This is a genomic window from Streptomyces violaceoruber, assembly GCF_033406955.1.
GTDB classification, from domain to species: Bacteria; Actinomycetota; Actinomycetes; order Streptomycetales; family Streptomycetaceae; genus Streptomyces; species Streptomyces violaceoruber.
In genome coordinates this window covers 1,068,519-1,094,303 of the sequence record NZ_CP137734.1, presented here as the reverse complement: position 1 = coordinate 1,094,303, position 25,785 = coordinate 1,068,519, and the positions used below count along the sequence as shown (strand labels likewise).

General features: G+C 74.5%; 20 protein-coding genes and 1 pseudogene. 10 read left to right on the top strand and 11 right to left on the bottom strand.

All coding sequences use genetic code 11. From position 1 onward, the window contains the following. Positions 1-56 precede the first annotated feature (56 nt). The 3 genes from R2E43_RS05105 to R2E43_RS05095 are packed head-to-tail and all read right to left on the bottom strand — an operon-like array spanning position 57 to position 2,765. Entirely contained in the window at positions 57-725 is a 669-nt protein-coding gene (locus R2E43_RS05105) for a response regulator (RefSeq protein WP_003972328.1), read from the bottom strand. After that, positions 722-1,939, bottom strand: a complete 1,218-nt coding sequence (locus tag R2E43_RS05100) for a sensor histidine kinase (RefSeq protein WP_016327821.1) — start codon at positions 1,937-1,939, stop codon at positions 722-724. The genes R2E43_RS05105 and R2E43_RS05100 overlap by 4 nt, the downstream gene beginning before the upstream one ends. A 31-nt stretch (positions 1,940-1,970) precedes the next feature. After that, entirely contained in the window at positions 1,971-2,765 is a 795-nt protein-coding gene (locus R2E43_RS05095; protein WP_003972326.1) for an IclR family transcriptional regulator, read from the bottom strand. 126 nt (positions 2,766-2,891) lie between these two features. On the opposite strand from R2E43_RS05095, the gene R2E43_RS05090 reads away from it, so the two are divergent. Next, the gene (locus R2E43_RS05090) at positions 2,892-4,229 is read left to right on the top strand and encodes a 6-phospho-beta-glucosidase (protein WP_332055952.1); all 1,338 of its coding nucleotides are present in this window, start codon (positions 2,892-2,894) and stop codon (positions 4,227-4,229) included. Here the strand turns inward: R2E43_RS05090 and R2E43_RS05085 are convergent. Continuing rightward, a complete protein-coding gene (locus R2E43_RS05085; RefSeq protein WP_003972324.1) occupies positions 4,222-5,382 on the bottom strand; it encodes an ATP-grasp domain-containing protein in 1,161 nt (386 codons plus the stop codon). The genes R2E43_RS05090 and R2E43_RS05085 overlap by 8 nt on opposite strands. Before the next feature lie 282 nt (positions 5,383-5,664). Between R2E43_RS05085 and R2E43_RS05080 the strand changes: the two genes are divergently transcribed. Continuing rightward, positions 5,665-6,552, top strand: coding sequence for a metallophosphoesterase family protein (locus tag R2E43_RS05080; protein ID WP_332055951.1), 888 nt, complete (start codon positions 5,665-5,667; stop codon positions 6,550-6,552). Next, positions 6,549-7,229, top strand: coding sequence for a 4'-phosphopantetheinyl transferase family protein (locus tag R2E43_RS05075; protein WP_003972322.1), 681 nt, complete (start codon positions 6,549-6,551; stop codon positions 7,227-7,229). Before R2E43_RS05080 ends, R2E43_RS05075 begins: the two co-directional genes overlap by 4 nt. Before the next feature lie 18 nt (positions 7,230-7,247). Here the strand turns inward: R2E43_RS05075 and R2E43_RS05070 are convergent, their stop codons facing one another. Together R2E43_RS05070 and R2E43_RS05065 are read right to left on the bottom strand one after the other, a co-directional pair. Beyond that, positions 7,248-7,484: a hypothetical protein gene (locus R2E43_RS05070; protein ID WP_003972321.1), complete on the bottom strand. Its 237-nt coding sequence runs from the start codon at positions 7,482-7,484 to the stop codon at positions 7,248-7,250. A 95-nt stretch (positions 7,485-7,579) separates the two neighbouring features. After that, positions 7,580-8,236, bottom strand: a complete 657-nt coding sequence (locus tag R2E43_RS05065) for a helix-turn-helix domain-containing protein (protein WP_003972320.1) — start codon at positions 8,234-8,236, stop codon at positions 7,580-7,582. 232 nt (positions 8,237-8,468) lie between these two features. On the opposite strand from R2E43_RS05065, the gene R2E43_RS05060 reads away from it, so the two are divergent. Next, positions 8,469-9,128 carry an MmyB family transcriptional regulator gene (locus R2E43_RS05060; RefSeq protein ID WP_016327825.1) on the top strand — a complete coding sequence of 220 codons (660 nt, stop codon included), beginning with the start codon at positions 8,469-8,471 and terminating at the stop codon, positions 9,126-9,128. Between the two features lie 20 nt (positions 9,129-9,148). Here the strand turns inward: R2E43_RS05060 and R2E43_RS05055 are convergent. From R2E43_RS05055 to R2E43_RS05040, 4 genes and pseudogenes are all read right to left on the bottom strand, one after another. Then, positions 9,149-9,511: pseudogene (locus R2E43_RS05055) on the bottom strand (ATP-binding cassette domain-containing protein); the annotation flags it as partial. A gap of 73 nt (positions 9,512-9,584) precedes the next feature. Then, the gene (locus tag R2E43_RS05050; RefSeq protein WP_332055950.1) at positions 9,585-10,526 is read right to left on the bottom strand and encodes a PDR/VanB family oxidoreductase; all 942 of its coding nucleotides are present in this window, start codon (positions 10,524-10,526) and stop codon (positions 9,585-9,587) included. After that, positions 10,523-10,693 carry a hypothetical protein gene (locus R2E43_RS05045; protein WP_003972316.1) on the bottom strand — a complete coding sequence of 57 codons (171 nt, stop codon included), beginning with the start codon at positions 10,691-10,693 and terminating at the stop codon, positions 10,523-10,525. The genes R2E43_RS05050 and R2E43_RS05045 overlap by 4 nt, the downstream gene beginning before the upstream one ends. Further along, positions 10,690-11,769, bottom strand: a complete 1,080-nt coding sequence (locus R2E43_RS05040) for an aromatic ring-hydroxylating dioxygenase subunit alpha (RefSeq protein ID WP_030869613.1) — start codon at positions 11,767-11,769, stop codon at positions 10,690-10,692. The genes R2E43_RS05045 and R2E43_RS05040 overlap by 4 nt, the downstream gene beginning before the upstream one ends. Positions 11,770-11,994: 225 nt before the next feature. Here R2E43_RS05040 and lanKC point away from each other — a divergent pair, with 225 nt between their 5' ends. Genes lanKC through R2E43_RS05020 form a run of 4 tightly spaced genes read left to right on the top strand, consistent with a single transcriptional unit; the run spans position 11,995 to position 18,650 of the window. Then, the gene (gene lanKC / locus R2E43_RS05035; protein ID WP_003972314.1) at positions 11,995-14,709 is read left to right on the top strand and encodes a class III lanthionine synthetase LanKC; all 2,715 of its coding nucleotides are present in this window, start codon (positions 11,995-11,997) and stop codon (positions 14,707-14,709) included. Between the two features lie 37 nt (positions 14,710-14,746). Further along, positions 14,747-14,875, top strand: a complete 129-nt coding sequence (gene ramS, locus R2E43_RS05030) for a mycelium formation morphogenetic lantipeptide SapB (RefSeq protein ID WP_003972313.1) — start codon at positions 14,747-14,749, stop codon at positions 14,873-14,875. A gap of 35 nt (positions 14,876-14,910) precedes the next feature. Next, positions 14,911-16,845, top strand: a complete 1,935-nt coding sequence (locus R2E43_RS05025; RefSeq protein ID WP_332055949.1) for an ABC transporter ATP-binding protein — start codon at positions 14,911-14,913, stop codon at positions 16,843-16,845. Beyond that, positions 16,842-18,650, top strand: a complete 1,809-nt coding sequence (locus R2E43_RS05020) for an ATP-binding cassette domain-containing protein (protein ID WP_332055948.1) — start codon at positions 16,842-16,844, stop codon at positions 18,648-18,650. Before R2E43_RS05025 ends, R2E43_RS05020 begins: the two co-directional genes overlap by 4 nt. Positions 18,651-18,654: 4 nt before the next feature. On the opposite strand, the gene ramR is transcribed toward R2E43_RS05020, so the two are convergent. Then, a complete protein-coding gene (gene ramR / locus R2E43_RS05015) occupies positions 18,655-19,263 on the bottom strand; it encodes a two-component system response regulator RamR (RefSeq protein WP_011031103.1) in 609 nt (202 codons plus the stop codon). 528 nt (positions 19,264-19,791) lie between these two features. Here ramR and R2E43_RS05010 point away from each other — a divergent pair. Together R2E43_RS05010 and R2E43_RS05005 are read left to right on the top strand one after the other, a co-directional pair. Continuing rightward, positions 19,792-20,670, top strand: a complete 879-nt coding sequence (locus R2E43_RS05010) for a DUF4132 domain-containing protein (protein ID WP_011031104.1) — start codon at positions 19,792-19,794, stop codon at positions 20,668-20,670. 40 nt (positions 20,671-20,710) lie between these two features. After that, complete coding sequence (locus tag R2E43_RS05005; RefSeq protein WP_332055947.1) at positions 20,711-25,747, top strand: DNA-binding protein; 5,037 nt, start codon at positions 20,711-20,713, stop codon at positions 25,745-25,747. Positions 25,748-25,785: the final 38 nt, after the last annotated feature.

The window sequence follows — 25,785 nt, the reverse complement described above, 5'->3', positions numbered from 1 at the left end:
TGCCGACTCGCCCGCACGGGGGAGAGCGGTCGCCGCCTCACCCGTCAGGGGGAGCGTCACGGGGAGCCGGGAGCCACCAGACCGGTCTCGTAGGCGCAGATCACCGCCTGGACCCGGTCACGGAGACCGAGCTTGCCCAGCACGTTGCTGACATGCGTCTTGACGGTGTGCTCGCTCACGAACAGGGTCGTGGCGATCTCGGAGTTGGACAGCCCCCGCGCCAGCAGCCGCAGCGTCTCCACCTCGCGCGCGGTCAGTGCCTCCAGGCGCTGAGGGGTGACGTCGGCCGCCGCCTCCTCGCGCCGGCGCCGCACGATGTCCGCGACCAGCCGGCGCGTCACCGCCGGGGCCAGCAGCGAGTCACCGGCCGCGACCACCCGCACCGCGTGCACCAGGTCGTCCCGGCGCACGTCCTTGAGCAGGAAGCCGCTGGCGCCCGCGTACAGCGCCTCGTACACGTACTCGTCCAGGTCGAAGGTGGTCAGCATGACGACCTTGCAGGCGGAGCGCGCACACACCCGCCGGGCCGCGTCCAGGCCGTCCATGACGGGCATGCGGATGTCCAGGAGCAGGACGTCCGGCGCGTACCGCTCGACCGCGGCGACCGCCTCCGCGCCGTCCCCGGCCTCCGCGACCACCTCGATGTCCGGCTGCGCCTCCAGGATCATGCTGAACCCGCTGCGCACCAGCTCCTGGTCGTCGGCGACCACCACCCGGACGCTCACCCGAGGGCCGTCCGCCGGACGGCCGCGACGGGCAGGCGTACGACGACCCGGAAACCGCCGTCCGGTCCGCCGCCGGTGACGGCCTCGCCCCCGCAGGCCGCGGCCCGCTCCCGGATGCCGATCAGCCCGTGCCCGCCACCGCCCGTCCCGTCACCCGGGGCCGGACCCCGCCCGTCGTCCGTCACCGTCAGGGTCACCCCGTCCTCCGCCCAGTCGAGCCCGACCACCGCGCAGGAAGCGTACGCGTGCTTGACCGTGTTGGTGAGGGCCTCCTGCACGATGCGGTAGCCGGCCACCTCGGTGTCCGGAGGAAGCGCGCCCGGTTCGCCCGTCGTCCTCAACTCCACCCGCAGTCCCGCCGATTCGCCGACCCGGCGGACCAGCCCCGGCAGCGCGGTCAGGCCCGGCTGGGGCAGCCGCCGCGGCCCCGGCTCGCGTTCCTCCTCCTTCAGTACCCCGAGAATGCGCCGCAGTTGGGTCATCGCGTCCCGTCCGGCCGTCGCGATCGCGTCGAACGCGGCCTCCGCACGCGCCGGATCACTGCGCACGACGACCGGTCCGGCCTCGGCCTGCACCACCATCAGGCTGACCGCGTGCGCCAGGATGTCGTGCATGTCGCGGGCGATGCGGGCGCGTTCCTGCGCCGTGGCCCGCGCGGTGTCGGCCGCCCGCTCGCGCTCCAGGTGCCGCGCCCGGTCCTCCAGTTCGGCGGTGTAGGCGCGCTGGGTGCGGGTGAGCGAGCCGAGCGCGTACGCGCACACGATGCTCAGCAGCTGGAAGGCGTACTCGAAGGGCTCGGCGTCCTCCTTGTGGCTGATGGTGGCGGCGACCCCGACCAGCCAGCCCGCCAGCATCACCCGCCGCTGCCAGGGCCGGGCCAGGGCGGCCAGCGTGTAGAGGACGACGAAGCCGCCGTACATCAGGTCGGGCGGCGGCGCGTGGTGCACCGCCTGGGCCGGGGTGGCCACGGACACGGCACAGGCGGTCGCGAACGGCGCCGCGCGCCGCCACACCAGCGGCACGGCGGTCCCGGCCCCGAGCAGCCAGCCCCGCCAGGACAGCGGATCGTCCCCCTCGTCGGGGAACAGCCACTGCAGCGAGACGGCGAACAGCACCAGCGCGGCGACGGCGGCGTCCACCGCGTACGGGCTGGCCGTACGCAGCCGGGCGAGGACGGGGGCGAGCGGGGAGGACAGCGGGGACCGGGCGGACATGGCGGCTCCTGGGGCACGGGCCGTCCCAGTATCAGGAGGAGTACGGGGGCCCGTCCTCACCGGTGCGAGGGATATTCGGGCGCCAGCCCAGGGCCCGGGAGATGCCGCGGGCCGCCAGCCGGACCGCCGGGACCAGCGCCGGCACCTGCGCGCCGGCGTGCGGCACGACGACCGACACGGCAGCGGTCACGGTGCCGTCCGGGCCGTGCACCGGGGCGGCCACCGAGAGGGCGTCGTCGGTGATCTGCCGGTCGCTCACCGCCGCTCCGGTGCGCCGCACCTCGGCCAGCACCCGGCGCAGGCGTACCGGGTCGGTGATCGTGTACGGGGTGAAGGAGGCGAGCGGACCGGTGCGGTACGCCTCCTGGAACTCCGGTTCGCCGTGCGCGAGCAGGGCGAGCCCGACCCCGGTGGCGTGCAGCGGCCAGCGGGCACCGACGCGGATGTGCACGCCGATGGACGACCGCGCCGCCAGCCACTCGATGTAGACGACCTCGCCGCCGTCCCGCACCGCCAGCTGCACGTTCTCGTGGGTCGCCTCGTACAGGTCCTCCAGATACGGCCACGCCACCTGCCGCAGCGCGAGACCGCGCGGGGCGAGCGCGGCGATCTCCCACAACCGCAGGCCCACGTGGTAGACGCCCGCACCGTCCCGCTCCAGCGCGCCCCACCGGGTCAGGGCGCCCACCAGCCGGTGTGCCGTGGTCAGGCTCAGCCCGGCCCGGCGGCTGATGTCCGTCAGGGACAGGGCCGGGTGCGCGTGGTCGAACGCGGCGAGCACGGCGAGCAGCCGGTCGGGGGCGGTGGGGGTGGCAGGGGCGGTCACCGGGCCGAGGGTAGGGGCCCGCCCGCCCCCTGGACAGAGGAAAGGGGAGGTGCACGCGCGGAGGCACCGGCCGTGCCATGATCGGCGCCGGACGGAAGTGCGGCCGGGCGACGGAAGGGTGCCAACGTGAGGCTGACGATGCTGGGCGGCGGCGGGTTCCGCGTACCGCTCGTGTACGGGGCGCTCCTCGGGGACCGCGGCGAGGGACGCGTGAGCGACGTCGTCCTGCACGACCTGGACCCGGCCCGGCTGACGGCGGTGACCCGGGTACTGGCCGAACAGGCGGCCGGGGTGCCCGACGCGCCGACGGTGACCGCGACGACCGACCTCGACGAGGCGCTGCGCGGCGCCGACTTCGTGTTCTCCGCGATCCGCGTCGGCGGCCTCCAGGGACGCGCCGACGACGAACGGGTGGCGCTCGCCGAGGGCGTCCTCGGCCAGGAGACGGTCGGCGCGGGCGGCATCGCCTACGGGCTGCGGACCGTCCCGGTCGCCGTCGACATCGCCCGCCGGGTGGCCCGGCTGGCACCGGACGCCTGGGTCATCAACTTCACCAACCCGGCGGGCCTGGTCACCGAGGCCATGTCCCGGCACCTCGGCGACCGGGTCATCGGCATCTGCGACTCGCCGGTCGGCCTCGGCCGCCGCGTCGCCCGCGTGCTGGGCGCCGACCCGGACCGCGCCTTCGTCGACTACGTCGGCCTCAACCACCTCGGCTGGCTGCGCGGCCTGCGCGTCGGTGGACGCGACGAGCTGCCGCGGCTGCTGGCCGACCCGGCGCTGCTCGGTTCCTTCGAGGAGGGCCGGCTCTTCGGCGCCGAGTGGCTGCGCTCCCTCGGCGCCGTCCCCAACGAGTACCTGCACTACTACTACTTCAACCGGGAGACCGTCCGCGCCTACCAGGAGGCCGGCCTCACCCGGGGCGCGTTCCTGCGCGACCAGCAGGCCCGCTTCTACGACGAGATGCGCCGCCCCGACGCCCCGGCCCTCGCCACCTGGGACCGCACCCGCGCCGAACGCGAGGCCACGTACATGGCCGAGAACCGCGAGACGGCGGGCGCGGGCGAACGCGAGGCCGAGGACCTGTCCGGCGGCTACGAGAAGGTGGCGCTGGCGCTGATGCGCGCCGTCGCCCGTGACGAACGCGCCACCCTGATCCTCAACGTCCGCAACCGCGGCACGCTCTCCGTCCTCGACGCCGACGCGGTGATCGAGGTCCCCTGCCTGGTCGACGCGAACGGCGCCCACCCGATGGCGGTCGATCCGCTGCCGGACCACGCCACCGGCCTGGTCCGCGCGGTCAAGGGCGTCGAGCGCGACGTCCTGGCCGCGGCCGGGTCCGGCTCCCGCGCGGCCGCGGTCCGTGCCTTCGCCCTGCACCCCCTCGTCGACTCGGTCGACGTCGCCCGCCGCCTCGTCGACGGCTACCGGGCGGTGCACCCGGGACTGGCCTACCTCAGGTGAGCCCCACGGGGGCGGACGACGCCGGTGCCGCCGCCCTCTCTGCCGGTGCCGGTGCCGCTGCCGCTGCCGGTGCGGGGGCCGGTGCCGGTGTCGTCGCGGCCGGGAGGTCCGCGCGCTGGTGCGGCAAGGTCACCGGGCGCAGCGGACGCGGTCCCGACACCACCGCGTAGTCCTGACCCAGGAACGGCGGCTCCAGCTCGCCCGGGTCGTCGCCGAGGGCCAGCCGGACCGCCGCCCACGGCACGTTGACCCCGCACAGCGCCAACTGGTGCAGTCCGCCCGCCGGGCGGGTGTTGACGTCCATCAGGACGGGCCGGTCGCCGTACATCCTGAACTGCACGTTGGACAGGTGGTGCAGCCCGAACGTCTCGGCGATCCGCCGTGCCGGTGTCAGCCACTGCTCGTGCAGGGTGAACCCGCGGCGGCGGCCGTTCTTGGTGCGGCCCACGGCGAGGCGGACCCGGTTGTCCGGCCCGGTGAGGCAGTCCACCGAGACCTCCGGCTGCTCCAGGCGCGGCATCACCAGCCAGTCCACGGGCTCCTCGGCCGCCCGCAGCGCCTCGACGACCAGGGGCAGCGGCACTGACGGGCTCGGGAAGCCGTTGAGGTGGGTCAGGGAGAAGGGGTCCCGGGTGACCATCCGGAAGCCCACGCCGCCCGCGCCGGAGGCCGGCTTGAAGCACGCCCGGTGGCCGCCCGCCTCCAGTTCCTCCACCGCGAGGACCAGTTCGTCGGCCGTGCGCACCCGCCACCACGGCGGCACCGGCACGCCGATCGCGCGGACCGCCTCGTAGGCGATCACCTTGTCCCGGAAGACGGCCACCGCCTCGGGCGGCGGCGCGAGCAGCGCCGTACCCAGCGCCTCGAACTCGGCGCGGTGGGCCACGATCGCGGACTGGTGCAGCCGGGGCACGAACACGTCGATGCCGCGCCGCGCGCACTGGGCCAGGGCGTACTCGACGTAACCGGCCGGGGAGAGCCCCTCGGGCTCCGGTTCCGCGGTGTCCGCGGCGGCCAGCACGGGGGAGTCCGGGTCACCGTGCGTGGCATGGATCTCGACGGCCCGGTCGGCGGGATTTCTCCGCAGCTGATCCATGAAGAAGACGTTCTCCGCGTACGTGCGGTTGAGCCAGACGCGTACGGGAGAAGCCATGCAAGCCGCCTTCCAGGGTTCGCGGGCAGGGCGAAGCGGGCCGTGCCCGGCCAGGGGTTTGGAGGGACACCGAGCCGCTCTGCGCGAAAGGAGAGTCGTGGCGGGGTGTTGGGGCGATCATAGGGGTACGCGCGGCCCCCAGCGCAACGAGCGTCACACGGATGCCCCGGCCCGGCCGTGCGGCGGCCCCCGGGACAGTCGCACGGTCGGGCCGGGTCGCCTTGTGACCCGCCCGGGGATGTGATCTCGTGGCGTCGAACGTGTGTCTGGAAGGGGTGGGGGATGACGACGAGGGCCGGGGCTCCGGGGAAGCTGTGGGCCATCAGCGATCTGCACGTCGGATACGAGGAGAACCGGGCCCTGGTCGAGCGGACGCGCCCCGAGTCCGACGACGACTGGCTGCTGGTGGCCGGCGACGTGGCGGAGACCGTCGCCGACATCCGCTGGGCCCTCGGCATCCTCGCGGACCGCTTCCGCCGGGTCGTCTGGGCCCCCGGCAACCACGAACTGTGGACACATCCCAAGGACGCGGTCGACCTGCGCGGCGTCGCCCGCTACGAGCACCTCGTCGAGATGTGCCGGGAACTGGGCGTGACCACCCCCGAGGACCCGTACCCGGTGTGGGAGGGCGCGGGCGGCCCCGCGGTCGTCGCGCCGCTCTTCCTGCTCTACGACTACTCGTTCCTGCCCGCGGGGTGTGCGACCAAGGCCGAGGGACTGGAGTACGCCCAGGGCACCGGCGTCGTGTGCAGTGACGAGTACCTGCTGCACCCCGACCCCTATCCCAGCCGCGAGGACTGGTGCCGGGCGCGGGTCGCCGAGACCGAGCGCCGGCTCGCCGCGATCCCCGCGGACCTGCCCATGATCCCGGTCAACCACTACCCGCTGCACCGGCACCCCACCGACGTCCTGTGGTACCCGGAGTTCGCCATGTGGTGCGGCACCTCGCTGACCGCCGACTGGCACCGCAGGTTCCGGGTGGAGACCATGGTCTACGGGCATCTGCACATCCCGCGCACCACCTGGCACGAGGGGGTCCGCTTCGAGGAGGTCTCGGTGGGCTATCCCCGCGAGTGGCGCAAGCGGCCCGGGCCGCCGGGGCAACTGCGCCGCATCCTGCCGTCGACGCGGGCGTCCGCGGCACCGTCGCACCAGGAGGTGACCCGTTGATCGAGGAACTGCTGCCCGGCACGGTCGTCGCCGTGGAGGCCTTCGGCCAGGACGACGCCGGTCACCTGCCCCTGTATCCGGAGGAGGAGGAACTCGTCGCGCGTGCGGTCGCCAAGCGGCGCCGTGAGTTCACCGTGGTGCGGTCCTGCGCCCGCCGGGCCATGGAGAAGCTCGGCGTGCCGGCGCAGCCCGTGCTGACCGGCGAGCGCGGGGCTCCGCGCTGGCCCGAGGGGATCGCCGGCAGCATGACCCACTGCGACGGCTACGGCGCCGCCGCCCTGGTCCGCCTGACCGACCTGGCCTCGCTGGGCATCGACGCCGAACCCGACGGGCCGCTCCCGGACGGCGTCCTGGAGAGCATCGCCCTGCCCGCCGAGGTGGCCCTGCTGCGGCGGCTGGGCGGCGCGCGGCCCGGCGTCCACTGGGACCGGTTGCTGTTCAGCGCCAAGGAGTCGGTCTACAAGGCGTGGTACCCCCTCACCGGGCAGTGGCTGGACTTCGCCGAGGCGGACATCGAGATCCGCGTGGACCCGGCCGACCCGCGCCGCGGCACCCTGCATGCCGCCCTCCTGGTGCCGGGACCGACCGTGGACGGCAGGCGCCTGAGCCGCTTCGACGGCCGCTGGAGCGCCCGGGACGGCCTGGTCACCACGGCGGTCACGGTCCCGCGCACCTGAACTGCGCCCGTCCGCCGGTCAGGTGGGCGGGCACCAGTCCCGCAGCAGCCGGAAGAACGCCTCCTCGTTCCCCGTCAGTCCCGCGGCCCGCAGCGCCTGCTCCGCCTCGGCCAGCACGGAGGGCGGGACGACGGGCGGGCGGGGAGAGTCGCCCGGGCCCGTCCCGGTGTCGAAACCCGCCCGCACGGTGTGCAGGAGCCGCAGATAGGCCTGGACGGCGGTGCGTTCGCGGTCGGTCAGTACGGCGGTGGTCATCGGTCGGCTCTCCCCACAACGACGTCAGCGGTCACGCGCCCCCGCACGGCGGCGGCACCCTCCCAGCTTGCCGTCCACCACTGACAATCCCGGCCTCACGACTCGGGCCGCTTGACGCTTTCCAGGAGCATGTCCAGCCACTCGGCGACCTTGTCGCGGTGCTGGTCGGTGGGCAGTTGCGCGGCCCGCCAGGCGATGCCGCGCACGCCGTGGTCCTGGAGCAGCCGCTCCAACGGGTCGTCGGCGGGGGCCGCCGCCTGCCGCTCCCGGTCGGCGAGCTGCTGGAGCAGCTCCTGCTCGGTGCGCTGGAGGGCGCCCGCGAGCGCCTCGGGGTCCTCGGCGGTGAGGAAGCCGGCGTGCACCCGGAAGAAGCGCTGGATGGCGTCGCAGTGCTCCATGGTGGGGCGCCGGTCGCCGTTGATGAGCGCACCGGCCTGCTGCCGCGACATCCCGGCGCCGTCGGCTATCTCCTGCTGGGTGTACTTGCGGCCGTTCGGCTTCAGCCGGGTGCGGCGCAGCAGGTCCAGGCGCTGCACGAACCTGGTCTGCACGTCGGCCCCGCCCGTCGGCCGGCCCCCGAGCAGGGCCCCGACGACGGACTCGGGGACGCCGGAGGCGGCGGACAGCCGGCCCACGTCGAAGACCTCGGCGTGCGGTACGTCGAGCCGGTCCGCGAGGGCGCCGACCCGGGCGACGACGGCGGCCAGCGTGGTGGTCGGCTTGGCGCCCGGACCTTCGAAGCCACCCGTCACCGACAGCTCTCCTACGTCTCTCACAGGCCTCACAGGCTTCTCACAAGCGGTTGCCGTGAACTTCCCGGAGAGTAGCCTGCCGCTCGAACTCACATCCAGGCATCGCCACAACTGTGGCCTATTTCAGCCGTCAACAGGCACGAAATGCCACGATAGTTGACACGCCTCGCGTCGGGGCGACAGGATGCGGACGCCGCGAGAAGGCCGCATAGGCAAGAGGGGTGACCTCCCGATGGCATTTCAGGCAGGTGGGCAGCGGCCGGCGCCGCGGCCCGCCCCCGCGACCCCCGAGGCCCAGGCCTATCTCCAGGACTACACCGCCCTCCTGGAGGCCGTCCCCTTCCCCTCTCTCGTCGTCGACCACCGCTGGGACGTGGTGCTGGCCAACGGCGCCTTCCGGACACTCTTCCAGGGCGCCGGACCGCACCCGACGGCCATGCCGGACGACAACTTCCTCCGGTTCGTCCTCTTCCACCCGGACGCCGCCACGGTCCTCGGCGAGCACGAGTCGAGCTGGTGCCTGCCCATGCTGGCGCACTTCGCCGCCACCCTGGAGCGGTACGGCCACGACCCCGGACTCCAGGCCGTCCGCCGGGACATCGCCCAGGACCCGATCATGGAGGCTGCCTACCGCCAGGGCCTGCCGCACTGGATCCGCGCCGTCGGAGCGCGGGCCGTCGAACACGACGGTGCCGTGCGGCCGCTGCACCACCCGGACCCGCGCCGCGGCACCACCGAGTGCCGGGTCGTGGTCGAAACGCCCGCGTCGCTCCAGGAGCTGGGCTACACGCGGTTGACGCTGGTCCTCAGGGAGCCGCGCCGCGCCGCCCACCGGGCGCCACGTGCCCGCCACACACCCGCCCACCTGAGAGTCGTCCCCGCCGCCGAGTGACGGGTGGTCAGTGCGGGGGGTGGGGCGGCGGACAGTACGATCACCCGTTCGCCCAGGTGGACGGCCTCGTCGATGTCATGGGTGACGAACAGGACCGTGATGCCCCGCTCCCGCCACAGCACCCGGACCAGGTCCCCGAGGCCGGCGCGGGTCTGCGCGTCGACCGCCGTGAAGGGTTCGGCCATCAGCAGCACCTCGGGTTCGTACGCCCGCGCCCGCGCGATGGCCACCCGCTGCTGCATGCCCCCGGACAACTGCCACGGGTGGGCCCCGGCGGCGTCCGCGAGCCCGACCGGCGCGAGCGCCTCCGCGACCAGCTCCCCGCACCGCTCCCTGCTCAACGCCGCGTGCTTCAGCAGAAGTTCGACGTGCCGGCAGGTCCGGGGCGCGGCCCTGGTCCACGCCCGTGCCGAGATGGGCCGTTGAGGTTTCAACCGAGCAGGTGCCGCCGTCGAGTCACAGGTCCAGCACGAGCCGTCGGCCCCGGCACCGTGACACGCAGATGAGCATGGTCTCCCCGGCGGCCCGCTCCTCCTCGGTGAGCACCGAGTCCCGGTGGTCCGGCTCGCCCTCGACGACCTCCGTCTCACAGGTCCCGCAGGTCCCCTCCGTGCAGGAGTAGAGCACCTCGACGCCCGTCTCGCGGACCGCGTCCAGGACCGATGTGCCGGGCGGGACGGCGACCGTACGGCCACTGCGCGCGAGGACGACCTCGAACTCCGGCCCCGCCGGGGCCTGCACGGCAGCCTCCTTCGGGCGGAACCGCTCCACACGCAGGCTCCCGGCCGGGCAGCGCGCCTCGACCGCGTCCAGCAGCCCGCCGGGCCCGCAGCAGTAGACAAGGGTGCCCGGGGCCACGTCGTCCAGCACGGACGCGAGGTCGAGCAGCCCCGACTCGTCCTCCGGGACGATCCTCACCCGGTCGCCGTACCGCTCCAGCTCCTTCGTGAACGCCATCCCGGCCCGGGTCCGCCCGCCGTACAGCAGGCTCCACTCGGCGCCCGCCTCCTCGGCGGCGGCCAGCATCGGCAGGACCGGGGTGATGCCGATACCGCCGGCGACGAAGCGGTAGCGGGGTGCCCGCTCCAGCCGGAAGTTGTTGCGCGGGCCGCGCACCCGGACCTTGTCCCCGGCCCGCAACTCTTCGTGGACGTAGGCCGAGCCGCCCCGCCCGGCCTTCTCGCGCAGTACCGCGACCCGCCACACCGCCCGGTCGCCCGGGTCGCCGCACAGCGAGTACTGACGCTCCAGACCGGGGCCGAGGACGACGTCGACGTGGGCGCCGGGCTCCCAGACCGGGAGCGGTTCGTCCCACGGATGGCGCAGGGTGAGCACCAGCACGCCGTCGGCCGCGGTCTCCCGGCGGCCGACGACGAGTTCGGCTTCGTAGCGGGTCATGAACCGTCCCCGGGCAGGTCGTGTCCTCGCGGGTGCGCGAGCATCCAGTCCCACATCGCGACCGGGTCCTCGGCGGTGTGCTCGGCGCCGCAGTGGCAGGTGCCGTGCAGCACGTCGGTGCCGGGGAACCAGGCGATGCGGTAGATCTCGCCGGTACGCCCGCTCACCGGGCCACCCGCGGCCCGGTCCCGGCGCCCTCGCCCTCCTCGACCAGGCGGGCCAGGATGCGGCGGGCGGCCAGGCCCCCGGTGTCGATGTTGATGCTCAGCTCCTGGTAGCCGGCGCGCTCGCCGCCGAGCGTGCGCTGGAGCAGGTTGAGCGCGTCGACGTCCTGCATGACGACCGTGCGGTTGCTCTTGTACAGGAACTCGGTGACCTCGGCGTCGTCCGTCGCCCAGTCCCGGGAGACCGCCCAGAAGTCGTACACCTTCCCGTCGCCGGACGGCGTGATGGCGTAGGTGATCTCGGTGTGGAAGCCCTCCGGATCACCGCCGTCGGGCGCGGGCAGGGTCCCGGTCGGCGCGACCCTGCTGTGCAGCACGTACAGGCAGGGCGCGTGGTACTCGATGTCCTGCCAGCGGTCGATGCGCCCGACGATGCCCGTCGACCTGGCGTAGAACGGCGGGCATTCGGCGTCGTCCATGTGCCGGCTCACCCGGACGATGCCCGCGCCCTCGTCGACCTCGGTGGTGATCGGCGTCTCGGCGACCTCGGGCGTGCCGATGTGACCGCCGTGCAGATAGGTCTCGTGGGAGAGGTCGAGCAGGTTGTCGACCAGCAGCCCGTAGTCCGCGTCGATCGGCTCCATGCCCCGGACCGTGACCCAGCCCGGCGCGTCCAGGTGCCGGGCCCGCGGCACCGCCTCGGGGTCGGCCAGCGCCGGGTCGCCGATCCACACCCACACCAGGGAGTCCCGCTCGGCCACCGGGTAGGAGGCGACGCGGGCGGTGCGCGGGACGCGCTTCTGGCCCGGCACGTACACGCAGGTGCCGGTCGTGTCGTAGGTGAACCCGTGGTACCCGCACACGATCCGGTCCCCGTCCAGCCGGGTGGGCGCCTCCGAGAGCGGATAGCGGCGGTGCACACAGCGGTCGTGCAGGACCACCGGGCCGCCGTCCTCCTCGGCGCGGTAGAGCACGAGCGGTTCGCCGAGGACCGTGCGCCCCAGCAACTCGCGCCCCACCTCGTGACTGTAGGCGGCGACGTACCACTGGTTCCTGGCGAAGGCGGTCATGTGCGGCATGCGCGGCTCCCGTCGTCCTCGACGTCGTGTGGTCACACCATCGCCACGCCGTCCCGCCCCGGCAACAGCCCTTCCGCCACGCGGAATTCTCCCGCTCCGGGAGTCCCGCCGCCGCGAAGTTACTTGTGCGTTCCGCACCTCGGAGTGGTGACAGCCGCAACTGTCCGAGGCGGTACGCCGCGTGACAGCGTCGTCTCCGTCAGCCACCGGTGGGAGGGAGCAGGCGTGAACAAGGGCTACGCCGTGTACTGCGACGCGGACCCGTACTTCTACGATGCCCCGCACCGCACCGCCGACCGTACCGGGGCCGCGCGTTCCCGGTACGCCGCCGCCTCCGCGCCGGTACCGGAGGGGTGGCAGCGCCACGAGAGCGGGGACTGGCTCGCGCTGCGTCCGGCCGACGCCGACCTGCCCGCCCAGGGGTGGAAGATCCATGTCTCCGCCTGCCTCGACAACGCGGAGTCCGTGCTCGACCGGGTGTGGCGGCACTGCGTCGACGGCGGTACGGCCTTCAAGTTCGTGCCCAGCCGCTATCTGCTGCACCAGCGCAACGCCAAGTACGCGGACCGGGCCGGCAGCGGCAAGTTCGTCACCGTGTACCCGGCGGACGAGGCGGAGTTCGAACGGCTCGTGGGAGAGCTGTCCGAACTGCTGGCCGGCGAGCCCGGACCGCACATCCTGAGCGACCTGCGGATCGGCGACGGGCCCGTGCACGTCCGCTACGGCGGCTTCACCCGGCGCGACTGCTACGACGCGGACGGGGAACTGCGGCCGGCCGTGTCAGGACCCGACGGTGTGCTGGTGCCCGACCTGCGCGGTCCGGTCTTCCGCATCCCGGAGTGGGTCGACCCGCCCGCCTTCCTGCGCCCGCACCTCGACGCCCGCTCCGCGGTGACCGTGACCGGCATGCCGTACACCGTCGAGTCGGCGCTGCACTTCTCCAACGGCGGCGGCGTCTACCTCGCCCGCGACACCCGCACCGGTGCGCGGGTCGTCCTCAAGGAGGCCCGTCCGCACGCCGGACTGGCGGCCGACGGCGCCGACGCCGTGACCCGGCTGCACCGTGAACGCCGGGCGCTGGAGCGGCTGTCGGGGCTCGCCTGCACGCCGGAGGTGCTCGACCACCGCACGGTCGGGGAGCACCACTTCCTCGTCCTGGAGCACATCGACGGCAAGCCGCTCAACACGTTCTTCGCCCGCCGGCACCCGCTCATCGAGGCCGACCCGGGCGAGCGGAGACTGGCCGAGTACACCGACTGGGCCCTCGACGTCCACGCGCGGGTGGAACGCGCCGTCGCGGAGGTCCACGCCCGGGGTGTGGTCTTCAACGACCTGCACCTGTTCAACATCATGGTCCGGGACGACGACAGCGTCGCCCTGCTGGACTTCGAGGCCGCCCACCACGTCGACGAGGCGGGACGGCAGATCGTGGCGAACCCGGGGTTCGTGGCGCCTCCCGACCGGCGCGGGGTGGCCGTGGACCGGTACGCGCTGGCGTGTCTGCGGATCGCGCTGTTCCTCCCGCTCACCAGTCTGCTGGCCGTCGACCGGCACAAGGCGGCACACCTCGCGGAGGTGGTGGCGGAGCAGTTCCCGGTGGACCGGGCGTTCCTGGACGCGGCGGTCGACGAGATCACGCGCGTCGACGGGAGCACCCGCGTCGACGGGAGCACGCGCGCCGACGAGACCACGCGCGCCGACGAGACCACGCGCCTCGACGTGACCACGCGCGTCCATGGGGCCCCGGACGCGGCGCGGCGGCCCGCCGGTCCGGTGGCGCCCGTCCGGCCGGACGACTGGCCGCGCAGCCGGGACTCCATGGCGGCGGCGATCCGCGCCTCCGCGACGCCCTCCCGCACGGACCGCCTCTTCCCCGGTGACATCGCGCAGTTCGCCACGGCGGGCGGCGGGCTGGCCTTCGCCCACGGTGCGGCGGGGGTGCTGTACGCCCTGGCCGAGAGCGGGGCCGGACGGGACGAGGACGGCGAGCAGTGGCTGCTGGAGCGGACCAAGCGACCGCCGTCGGGCATGCCGCTCGGTTTCCACGACGGGCTCGCCGGACTCGCCTGGACCCTGGAGCGCCTCGGCCACCGCGACCGCGCCCTCGACCTCGCCGAACTCCTCCTCGACCAGCCGCTCGACCACCTGGGCCCGGACCTGCACGGCGGCACCGCCGGTCTCGGCCTGGCCCTGGAGTCGCTGGCCGCCACCACCGGTCAGGCCGCGCTCCACTCGGCGGCGCTGCACTGCGCCGAACTGGCCGCCGACGGGTTGCCGGGCGGGAGCGTGCCGGCCGACCGCGTCAGCCGCGGCCGCGCCCGAGCCGGGCTGCTGTACGGCGGCGCGGGGCGGGCCCTGCTCTTCCTCCGGCTCTTCGAACGCACCCGGGACTCCGCCCTCCTCGACCTCGCCCGCGACGCGCTGCGCCAGGACCTCGCCCGCTGCGTCCGCGGCGCGGGCGGCGCGCTGCAGGTCGACGAGGGCTGGCGCACCATGCCCTACCTGGGTGCCGGCAGTGTGGGCATCGGCATGGTGCTGGACGACTACCTGGCGCACCGGGCGGACGAGGAGTTCGCACGGGCCGCGAACGAGATCGTGGCCGCGGCCCAGGCGATGTTCTACGCCCAGCCCGGGCTCTACCGGGGCGTGGCCGGAATGGTCCTGCACCTGGGCCGCACCACGGCCACGGCGCCCGGTACGGGACCGCGGGCCGTACGGCGCCAACTGGACGCCCTGTCCTGGCACGCCATGTCCTACCGCGACCGGCTCGCCTTCCCCGGCGAGCAGATGATGCGCCTGTCCATGGACCTCTCCACCGGAACGGCCGGATGCCTGCTCGCCGTCGCCTCCGTCCTCGGCGACGCGCCCGCCGGACTGCCGTTCCTGCCGCCGCCGCGCCGAAGCGGCGGCCCCCTGACTCGGCCCCACCAGGAGCCGTGAGAAAAGCACACCCCTTGCCGAACGAAAGGAATGCGTCATGAACCTGTTCGACCTGCAGTCGATGGAGACCCCCAAGGAAGAGGCCATGGGGGACGTCGAGACCGGCAGCCGCGCGAGCCTCCTGCTCTGCGGCGACAGCAGCCTGAGCATCACCACCTGTAACTGACACAGGGGTTGACGGCCACGGCGACGTGGTGAGTCATGTCGCCGGCCGCGGGCGCCCCGGGTTCCGGCCCGGGGCGCCGACGCCTGCCGGCGCTCGACGTACGGAGGTTCTCGCCGGTGCGAAAGAGCAGGCCCGTGCCGCCGCGGGCGCCGGGGCGCGCCCTGGAAGTCCTGGTCCTGCTGTGCTCGGTCGCGGCGGCCGTGGCGGCGGTGGCCCAGCCCCTGGCCCTCGGCCGCACCCTGGATCTGCTCCTGCGCGACGGCGACGCCGGATGGTGGCTCCCGCTGAGCGCCGCACTGCTCCTGGGTGAACTGCTGCTGGACAGCGCGACCTCGCTGTTCACCGGCCGCTGCAACGCCACCTGGACGGCGTCCGTCCGCACCCGCGCCCTGCGTGGACTGCTGCGCACCGCCCCCGAGCACGCGCGGCCGTACCCGCCGGGCGACATCGGGACCCGCCTGACCCTCAACGCCGCCGACGCGGGCGGCGCTCCGGCGGCCCGCGCGGCGCTGGCCGCCTCACTGATCACCCCGCTGGGCGCCCTGGTGGCGCTGGCGCTCGTCGACGTGTGGGTGGCGCTCTGCGTGCTGACCGGTCTGCCCGCCCTGGCGCTGCTGCTGCGCTCCTTCGCCCGCGACACCGGCGCCACGGTCGCCGCCTACCAGCGCACCCAGTCCCTGATCGCCTCCCGGCTGCTGGAAGCCCTGGAGGGCGCGGACACGATCGGTGCCGCGGGAACCGGCGAACGGGAGCGGGCCCGTGTCCTGGCACCGCTGGCGGAACTGGCCGCCCAGGGCCGGCACATGTGGGCGCTGCACGGACGGGCGCTCGGCCGGAGCGGTGTCCTGGTCCCGCTGCTGACGCTGGCCGCCACCGCCGTCGGCGGGCTGCGGCTGGCGGCCGGCGAACTGAGCGTGGGGGACCTGCTCGCCGTCGGCCGGTACGCGCAGCTCACGGCCGGCGTCGGCGCGGCGGCGTCCCTCCTCGGGGCGATCGTCCGGGCCCGCGAGGCACGGCGCCGGACCCGGGAGCTGGAACGGATGCCCGCGACGGCGTACGGCACGCGGCGGCTGCCTCCAAACGGTCCGGGAGAGCTGCGACTGTGCGGGGTGCGCGTGCTGCGCGGCGGCAGGGAGGTGCTGCGCGCCGACGGCGTGCGGGTACCGGGCGGCAGCACGGTCGCGGTGGTCGGCCGCAGTGGGGCGGGCAAGTCCGTCCTGGCGGCCGTCGCGGGACGGCTGATCGACCCCGACGAGGGGCACGTCCTGCTGGACGGCGTCCGGCTCGACCGCTTGACGCACGAGGCGCTGCGCACCGAGGTGGCATACGCCTTCGAACGGCCCGTACTGGGGGAGGGCACGATCGCGGAGGCGGTCGCCGACGGGGCACGGCGGTCGTCGCGTGAGCGGGTACGCCAAGCCGCCCGGGCGGCGGGCGCCGACGGCTTCGTACGCCGGTTGCCGCACGGCTACGACACCCCGCTGCCGCGGGCACCACTCTCGGGCGGGGAGCACCAGCGGCTCGGACTGGCGCGGGCCTTCGCGCACGCCGGGCGGCTGCTGGTGCTGGACGACGCCACGTCCAGTCTGGACACCGCCACGGAGCACGAGGTGGACCTGGCGCTGCGTCGCTCGGTGCGGCCGGGGACCAGGCTCGTGGTGGCGCACCGCCCGTCGGTCGCGGACCGGGCCGACCTGGTGCTCTGGCTGGAGGACGGGCAGGTGCGCGCCGTCGGAACCCATCGCGAGCTGTGGCACACGGCGGGGTACCGGGAGGTCTTCGGCGCAGGCGCAGGCGCAGGCGCAGGAGCGGGAGCAGGAGCCGGAGCGGATGCCGGTGCCGGTGCTGATGCCGGTCCCGGTCCCGGTCCCGGTTCCGCTCCCGGTCCCGGTTCCGGTGCCGCCACCGCCGTCGGCGGCAGTGGCCCGGGGCCCGTACGCCGTCCGGAGCCCGAAGAGGCGCGCCCGTGACGTCCACGGAGGCCGGGGCGCTGCGCCGCCTCGCACCGCCGGCCCGCCGCTTCCTCGCCCACCGCAAGGGGGTGCTGATACGGCTCGCGCTCTGGTCGCTGGCCGAGTCGGGGCAGGCCTTCCTGGTCGGCCACGCGGTCGCGCGCTCCGTCGACGAGGGGTTCCTCGCCGGTGATCCGCGCCGGGGACTGCTGTGGCTCGGGGTCGCGCTGGTCGCCGTACTGTCCGGCGCCCGGGTCGTCCGGGGCGTGTTCGCGCAGCTCGCCGGGGTGACGGAGCCGCTGCGCGACGGCCTGGTGCGGCATGCGGTCGACCGGTCCATGGCCCGGGCGGCACCGGGCGGCCCCGGCGGGACGGACCGCGCGGCCGTCTCGCGGCTGACGAACCAGGTGGAGATCGCCCGGGACAGCTTCGCCGGTCTCGTCCTCACCCTGCGGTCCTTCGTCTTCACCGCCGCCGGCGCACTGCTCGGCCTGCTGTCCCTGCACCCGGCCCTGCTCGTGGTGGTGCTGCCCCCGCTGGCGGCCGGGCTCGCGCTGTTCCTGGTCACGCTGCGGCCCATGGCGGCCGCCCAGCGCCGGGCCCTGGCGGCCGACGAGGCGTTGGGCGAGCACGCGGCGAGCGCGCGTGCGGCGTTGCGGGACCTCGCCGCCTGCGGGACCGGGCCCGGGGCGGAGCGGCACGGCGCGGACCTGGTCGCCGACGCCGCCGCGGCGGCCCGGACGCTGGCCGGATGGGCGGCGGTGCGCACGGCGGCGCTCGGCGTCGCGGGCCACCTGCCCGTGCTCGCGCTGCTGGTGGCGGTGGAGTGGCTGCGCGGGCGCGGGGTGAGCGTGGGGGCGCTGCTGGGCGCGTTCACCTACCTCGTCCAGTCCCTGCTGCCCGCCCTGCACACCCTGATGACCGCACTGGGCGCGGCCGGGTCCCGGCTGCTGGTCGTCCTCGACCGGATCCTCGGCCCGGAGCCGGAGCCGGAGCCGGAGCCGGAGCCGGAGTTGGGGTCGGGGCTGGAGCCAGAGTCAGAGCCAGAGCCAGAGTCGGGGCCGAGCACCGCGAGCGCACCGGCGGCGGCATTCGCGGTGCACACCGCCGCGGCCCCGGCGGTGGAGCTGCGGTCCGTCACCCTGTCCTACGGCGTCCGGGCCGAGCCCGTACTCGACGCGCTCGACCTGCGCGTCGCGCCGGGTGAACACCTCGCCGTCGTGGGACCGAGCGGCATCGGGAAGTCCACCCTCACCCGCCTCGTCGCGGGAACGCTCGCGCCGAGCCGTGGCGAGGTACGCGTGGCCGGCCGCGTGGTGACGGGGCGCCCCGCCGCCGAGCTCGCCGCACTCCGGGTGCTGGTCCCGCAGGACGCCTACGTGTTCTCCGGCACCGTCGGCGACAACCTCGCCTACCTGCGGACGGACCCGAGCCCGGCCGAACTCGACGCCGCGGTCGAGGCATTCGGTCTCGCACCTCTGGTCGAGCGGCTGGGCGGGCTGGACGCCACGGTGCGCCCCGCCGAGCTCTCGCCGGGGGAGCGGCAACTGGTCGCGCTGGTCCGCGCGTACCTGTCGCCCGCCCCCCTGCTGCTGCTCGACGAGGCCACCTGCCATCTCGATCCGGCCTCCGAGGCCCGCGCGGAGAAGGCCCTCGCCGGGCGGTCCGGGACCCTGGTCGTGGTGGCGCACCGGCTGTCCTCGGCCGTCCGTGCGGACCGGACCCTGGTGCTGGACGGCATACGGGCGCAGAGCGGAACGCACGCCGAACTGCTGGGCCGTTCGCCTCTCTACCGGGACCTGACGGGACACTGGAACTCGTGACGGGTCAGGTCCAGCCGGCGCTCTGCACGATGCGGATCGCGTCGACGCGGTTGCGGGCACCCACCTTCCGGACCGCCGTGGCCATGTAGTTGCGGACCGTCCCCCGGGACAGGTGCAGGCGCGCCGCGATCTCGGCGATCGGCGCCCCCTGGGAAGCCAGGGTCAGCACGCCCAGTTCCCTCGTGGTCAGCGGCATCTCCGCACCCTTCAGCAGGGCCACGGTGAGCGTCTCGTCCAGGAAGCGTTCGCCCCGGGCGACCGTGTGCACGGCGGTGATCAGCCGGTGGGCCGGGGCGTTCTTGTCGACCAGCCCGAGGGCGCCCCCGTCGAACGCCCGGCGCAGCACTCCCGGCCGCTTGGCGGTCGCCAGGACCACGAGCCGGTCCCCGTACCGGGCCCGCAGGCGTCCGGCTCCCGCGTCTTCCGGCCCCGTCAGGCACTCTCCGTCCACGACACAGACGTCGGCGGGCAATGCCGCACTCAGCTCCGGACCGTCGGCGTCGAGGCAGTGCGAGGACACGTCCAGCGTGTCGTCGGATCTGAGCAGTTGCACCAGTGCCGACCGCAGCAGCTTCTCGTCGTGCACCACGGCAATACGAACCATCTCCCCCACCCCTTGTCAGCGGCGGCCCCGTTCGGGCCACCGGGCTCCGCGCGCCCCCGCGCCCTCGGGCCATGTGCCCCCATCCGGGACGGCGGAACACGACACGTACGCACGTGCGAACCGCATCGGAGGCAATTCGCCGTCGTCAGGGCCTTGTCGGGGGACGGCCGAGACGGGTGCGGCAGCGAAGAAGGGCGAATAACACACCAATCCGCGGACGGCTTCGGCCCGTGCGTGAACCGACGGGAGTCCGCCGTCTTCGCGTCGCGGCCCCTGGCGTCCTGGCCAGGGCGGGTTCCGCTGCCCGGGGCCGGCCGCGCCCGCCGCCCGGGCCCGACCGGCCGACGGTCCGGGCGACACCGGGCCCGGCCGAAAAGCGCCGCTGTCCAATGTGGCGCGAAAGGCACCGCGCGATCGGCTCCCGTGGCTGTCGGTGGGTGCCCCTAGTCTTTGGCCAACGCCACAGCGGAGCGTGCCGATTCAGGGGCCCCGTGTGCTGTGCCGTGTGTTCCTAGTAGTGGGAGAGGCGAAGAGCTGATGGGTTGGCTGGCAGCGGGCGACACCTACGAAGTCGCCCTGGTGGAGGGCCGGGTGGTGGCGCGGTCCGCGTCCGCGAAGTCCCCGGCGGAGGGCAGGCGGGAACGAACGCTGCCCGCGGAGATACGGGAGCGCCCCGAGGTGGTCGAACTCCAGCGCTTCGCCGAGTGGCTGGACCGGCACGCCGCCGAATGCGTGGCGCAGGTCGACAACTGGATGGTGTCCTCGCTCCCGGTGCCCACCGCGCTGCTCGCGCAGGTCTGGCCCGACGAGGCGTGGCAGACGGCCCTGCGGGACATCGTCGTGGTCGGCGAGGGCCCCGACGAGGTCGGCTTCCTGCGCGACGCGGACGAGTCGCAGGGACTGCGGGTGGTGAACCTGGACGGGGAGACCGTCCGCCTGACCTCCCGCACGGTGACCATGCCGCACCCGGTCCTCCTCCCCGACCTGGAGGAACTGCGTACCTTCGCCGCCGAGTCGGGCGTGGTGCAGGGCGTGGAGCAGATCCACCGGGCCACCTGGCCGGCGCCCGGGGACTCCGACGGCGGCGACACCGACGTGGTCACCGAGTTCGCGGGTGCCGAGTACCGCTCGTGGTTCCACCTGTCCGCCCGCGCCACGTCCCTCGGTTACCGGATCTCCGGGAGCCGCGTCGTCGACCGCATCCGGGACGCCGGTCGCGTCTTCACCGCCTCCGTCGGCATGAGCGACCCCTATACGGAGGAGAAGGCCTGGACCGGCGGCCTGAGCTGGAGCCACGGGGACGGGTACCGGAGTCTTCCGCTGCACGAGGTCGGCCCCGTCGCCTATTCCGAGGGCATGCGCATGGCGGCGGCCCTGCACGCCGGCCGCACCGTGCCCACGGACGGCGCCGAGTGAACGCCACCGCGATACGCACACCCACGAAAGGCACGCGATCATGAGCGACGGCACGACACGGCACGGGGCGGCGGAAGAGGTGGCGGAGCTGCTGCGCTCCGGAGCCGTGTTGCCGCCCGGCACCACCGGGGGAGGCGACCGCGCCGTGCCCGTGTTCACCCGGGCCTACCGGCATCCGGGGCTGGACGACCGGATCGTCGTACGTCTGACGCCCGCCGACCCGTCCGGCACGGAACCCGCCGCGGGAGACCCGGCGGGCGGGGACGGTGGCGGATTCCTCGGGCTGCTGCCCGTGGGCGAGCCGGTCGAGGTCGGCGTCGGACAGCACCGGGCCATGGGCTTCCCCGAGTGGGTGCTGGTCCGCCACCCCACCGACGGCCACCTCGCGATGTCCCTGGTCGAGGAGATGAACAAGGTCGCCAGGACGGTGCGCTCCCGGGCGAAGAGGGCCCGCGCCACCTACGAGTCGATCGGCGCCCGCCTCGCGGGTTCCGTGCCGCACTTCCTGCCCACCTTCTACGAGGAGGCCGGCCGGGTGTTCCTGGCCGCCGGCGAGAAGGCCTACGCCTCGCAGATGTTCGTCAACGCGCGCAAGGCCGAGACGGCCCACGCCCTGCCGTTCGACGAGGCCCGCATGGACGCGGTGTTCCTGGAGTTCGCCCTCGCCGACGCCATGCCGACCAAGGTGCTCTCCAGTTACGCCAAGGGACTCTCGTCCCGGGTGCCGGCCGCCACCGCCTACCGGCACCTGCGCGGGCTCTTCGTCCGGCTCGCCGCGCACGGTGTGGCCCCGTCGAGCCCCGGCGCGGGTGACCTGCGAAAGCTGGCGAAGGCCGTCGCGGGCAGGAACGCTCTCGCCGAGGAGATGGCGTACCTGCGCGAGGTGCTGCCGCTGCCCGGCACCCGCAAGGCACCACCCGGCTGGTGGAAGGCCCACCGGGCCGCCCTGCTGGAACTGAGCCGGCGCGAACCCGCCGCCCGCGGCACCCTGCTCGGACTGCTCCCCTCGGAGTGGGAGCACGAGGAGCTGGGGCAGTGGCTCGACCTGCTGGACAAGACCGGCGCCACCGAGGGACTGTGCGACGCCACGCTGCCCGCCGAGGCCCGGTCACCCGACGGCACCGCCGGCTGGACCCGCAGGTTCCTCGCCCTGTGCCGCACCCACGAGCGGTACCTCGCGCCGTCCGAGCTGTACCCCCTCGTGGACCGCATGGCCGGTGCCCTGCGCGCCGAACTGAACGACGAGAACGCTACGTTGCGGCCCCCGGTCGGCGACGTCGACCTTCTCGACCAGCTCCTCGCCCTGGACGTCCCGGTCGGCGACCCCGAGGCCCGCCCGTGGCTCAACCTCCAGGACTGGGCGGCCCGCGACGGACGGCGCGACCTCCTCGCCCTGGCGGCCGACACCCGCTTCCGAGAAGTCTTCCGGAGCGGCTGCCCCACCTACGAGCGCGAGGGCATCGACAAGCGCACCGTGGCCCGGCTGGCCGAGTCGCCGGGCGGCCGCCCGATGCTCGCCGAGTGGGTGGCCGGGGTCAGCCGCGGCTACCTCATCTGCGGACTGGGCGACTTCACCCTCAACAGCGGCCCGTTCCAGACGCTGAACTGGCTGCCGGGCGAGATCCTGGCGACCGCCGAGCAGGAGGTGCGGGACGCGCTGGGCACCGGCATGGCGCCCGTGCTGGGCCGCGCCCTGCGGAACGGCCTGCTCGACGAACTGGGCTGGCCCGCCTGGGACGAGGCGATCGGCTCGTCCGCGTCCCCGGAGCAGGCCCGGGCGACACAGGTGGCGGAGGCCTGGCCGCACCTCGTCGTCCTTCAGGGCACGCACGCGCGGGTGCTCGGCGCGCAGGGCACGGTCCTCAGCCACCAGCTCCGCCTCCCGGACGAGCGGGGCCCGGGCAGCCCCGACGTCCGGTACGTGGACGGCGCACTGCTCGTCTCCTGGTACGTGTCCGCCACATCCACCTCGTACGGCTACTGGTACCACCCCGACACGGGCGTCTCGCCGACCACGGAACTCACCGGCGACGTCCGTTCCTGCTACGCCTGCCACGCGGACGGCAGCGGCGGGACGAACGGCATGCCGCCCGCCTCACTCCCGCTCCCCGGGGGCGGCAGGACCACCGGCCACGGCGTGCTGCGACCCGGGGACACCCACGTTCCGTGGCGGCGCCGGGTGATCGGCGACGGCACCTCGCACTGGGTCTGGATCGACGACTGGTCCCGCGAGAAGAACAGCACCTGGCACGCCTACGAGCCGGCCGACGACACGGCGGGGGAGCGCGACGGCCCGGACTGGTTCGCCGAAGGGCTGCGCGCCGCACCGGAGGGCAGCACTCTCGGCGCCTGCTGGCTGCTGCCCGCCCCGTCCGCCGAACCGGGCCCGGTGTGCGCCCCGGTGGACGGGCTGCTCGGCTGGCGGGTGATCATCGGGCCCGACGGCTCGCGGCACGGACAGGACCTGGCCGGCCACTCGGTCGTCGTACCGCGGCGCGTGGGCGGGAGCCCGGAGAACGCGCTGGTCTTCCCAGGCACCGACCGGGCCGTCACCGTGATGCGATGGTCGAGCGACCTCCAACTGCGGGACTCCGACCAGGCGGTGCTCGCCCACTTCAACCGTGATCAGACAGCCGGTCCCTTCTCCGCGGGCACCCCCCTGCTGCCGCCCCTGCGCTACTGGCACCTGCTCCGGCCCCGCGACCCGCAGGGCTCCGCGGCGCTCCGCCGGGTCGGCGACGACGTCGCGGCGGAGCTGCTGGCGGCGGCCGTCGCCGAGACGACCGGAGACGGGGCGGCGGACCGGGACGCGGTGCTCGGCCCCGTCCGCACGCTCTTCCCGGAGGTCGGCGACGAGGCGCTGCTCCGGGGCATCACCGGCGTGGCGCGCTACGCCGCCGAGCAGCAGCGCGTCCTGGACGGGCTGCTCGCCCGGCTGGACTCGGCGGTCCGGGGCGTCGTCCCGGAGGAACCGCGGCCCGCACTCGGCGACCGCCTGCTCGCCTCCGCGCTGAACGGCGTCGGCCTGACCGAACGCGACGCACGCTGGTACTACGACTTCCAGCACAGCCTCTTCGAGCTTCCGCAGCTCCTCGCCCGGTCGATGAAGGGCCTGGCCGAACCGGCTCCCGCGGGCATCTTTCACCTGTCGCTCGCCAAGCAGGAGCCGTTGGAGCACCTCAACGGGCTGGCCCTGCCCGAGTTGCCCGCCGTACTGGCGCTCCGGGCGGCCTCGGAAGCCACCGAGGAGGAACACCGGCAGGCCCTGGACACCTTCCTCGGCGAACTGGACGCGCACGGGCTGACGGAACTGGACCCCGGCCACTGGCGCCGGGTGCACCTGGCCTTCGACCCCGACACCTTCGACGGACCGGGCGACACACACGGCTACAGGAGAGGGACGGTGCTCAACCTGGAGGGCGGCGCGTTCCTCGTCTTCCCCGACGACTGGTACCAGTTCGTCCGCGAGTACGGACCCCACGAGGTCAAGGGCAAGCACTACGGGGCGGCCTACCACGACCCGTCCGGCCGCTTCGAGACGCCGGCCCCCTACACGCCGGTGTCCGAGGAGCCGTTCGTCCCGGAGCCGACCAGGGCGCCCGGCTGGGTCGCCGCCTTCCGTGCCGAACTGGCCGAGCGCGGCCCGGTGCCCTGGCGCCCCGAGGCCGCCGAGGAGTTCGCCCGGCTCACCGGCGTCACCCCGACCACGGCCCGGCTGGTGCTCGCCGGCATGCCGCAGACCGACGACAAGCGCGCGAACGTGCCCTCCGCGACCCTGAAGGTCATCGGGGTGAAGTCGGCCGACGCCCGTGTGTCCAAGGACGAACTGAGATCGCTCGACAGCGCCGCCCTGCGGGCCGTGGTGGCGGCACTGCTGCCCACCGAACCGTCCCGGCTCTGGACGCACGGCCCCGACACCGCCCGCGCGGCCGAGGTCTGGAACGAGCGGCTGGGCAGACGCACCCCGCTGCCCGAAGACGTGCTGCACGACGCCGTCCGCACCGTCGAACCCGTCGGCTGGGCACCCGCCGACGCCCTGCGGGGCTTCGTGCACCTGGCCACCGAGCCCCGCCTGACGACGGACCTGACCTGGAGCTTCGGCCGCTACTACCTGGAGACCGCCGAGCAGACCCCCCGCTTCGACAGCTCGGTCCTCAAGGGGTCGGTGGCCCTGGCCGCGTGGCTCGCACACCGGCTCCCGTCCGGCGACCCGCTGCGGGCCACCCTGCCGGGCGTACTGACCGCACTGCGCGAGCGACTGGCCCACCCCGGCCTGCTGCTCGCCCTCGACCGGCGCGGGATCGACTGGGAGGCGTTCCGGCGGGCCGCCTCGGACCCCGCGGAGACCGGCGACGACTTCGAACGCCACGGCGCGGTCGTCCTGGGCACCGAGCGGACGGAACCGCTCCCCGCCATCCGGCCGGCGCTGCTGGACGCCGCCGGTCACGACCCCCACCTCGCGGCGCTGTACACCGGTGAGCGGCCGAACGCCCAGGAAACGGCCCTGCGCCTGGTCCACGACCGGCCGTTCGCCGAACTGCTCGCCGACCCCGGCGACCCCCTGGCCGGCGAGCGCGACGCGGACGGGCTGTGGTGGCCCCAGGACCCCGCCCGCTCCGTGCCCGACCTGGTCGGCGAGGCCGCCAAGCGGTACGGCATCGGCGAGGACGCCGCCGTCCTCTACCTGATGCTGCTCGCCATGCCGGACCCCACCGATCGCAACACCGCACGCTGGACCGGCTGGGGCGGGCAGCGCGGCGGCACCGCCCGGCTGCGTGCCGCCCGGGCCGAACTCGCCGCCACCGACCTCGTGGTCGAGGGCAGCCGTTCCAAGGCAGGACGGTCCCTGTTCCTGCCCGGCGGCTGGACCCGGCCGGGCAACCCGCACCTGCCGCTGGAGCGGTGGAAGCTGCCGATGTACGACCTGCTGGAGGGGGAGGCGCCCGTCCTGGGAGTCGTCGTGCCCACCCGGCCCGTACCGGCGGTGTACCGGGAGGCCTGGCAGCGCGTCCAGGACGGGGACGCGCCGCGCCTGGAGGAACTGGAGGTGCCGCGGCCGGGCAGGCGCCGCCGCTGACGTCCGCCACTGGCGGGGACGGCCGTCGGGCGGCCGTC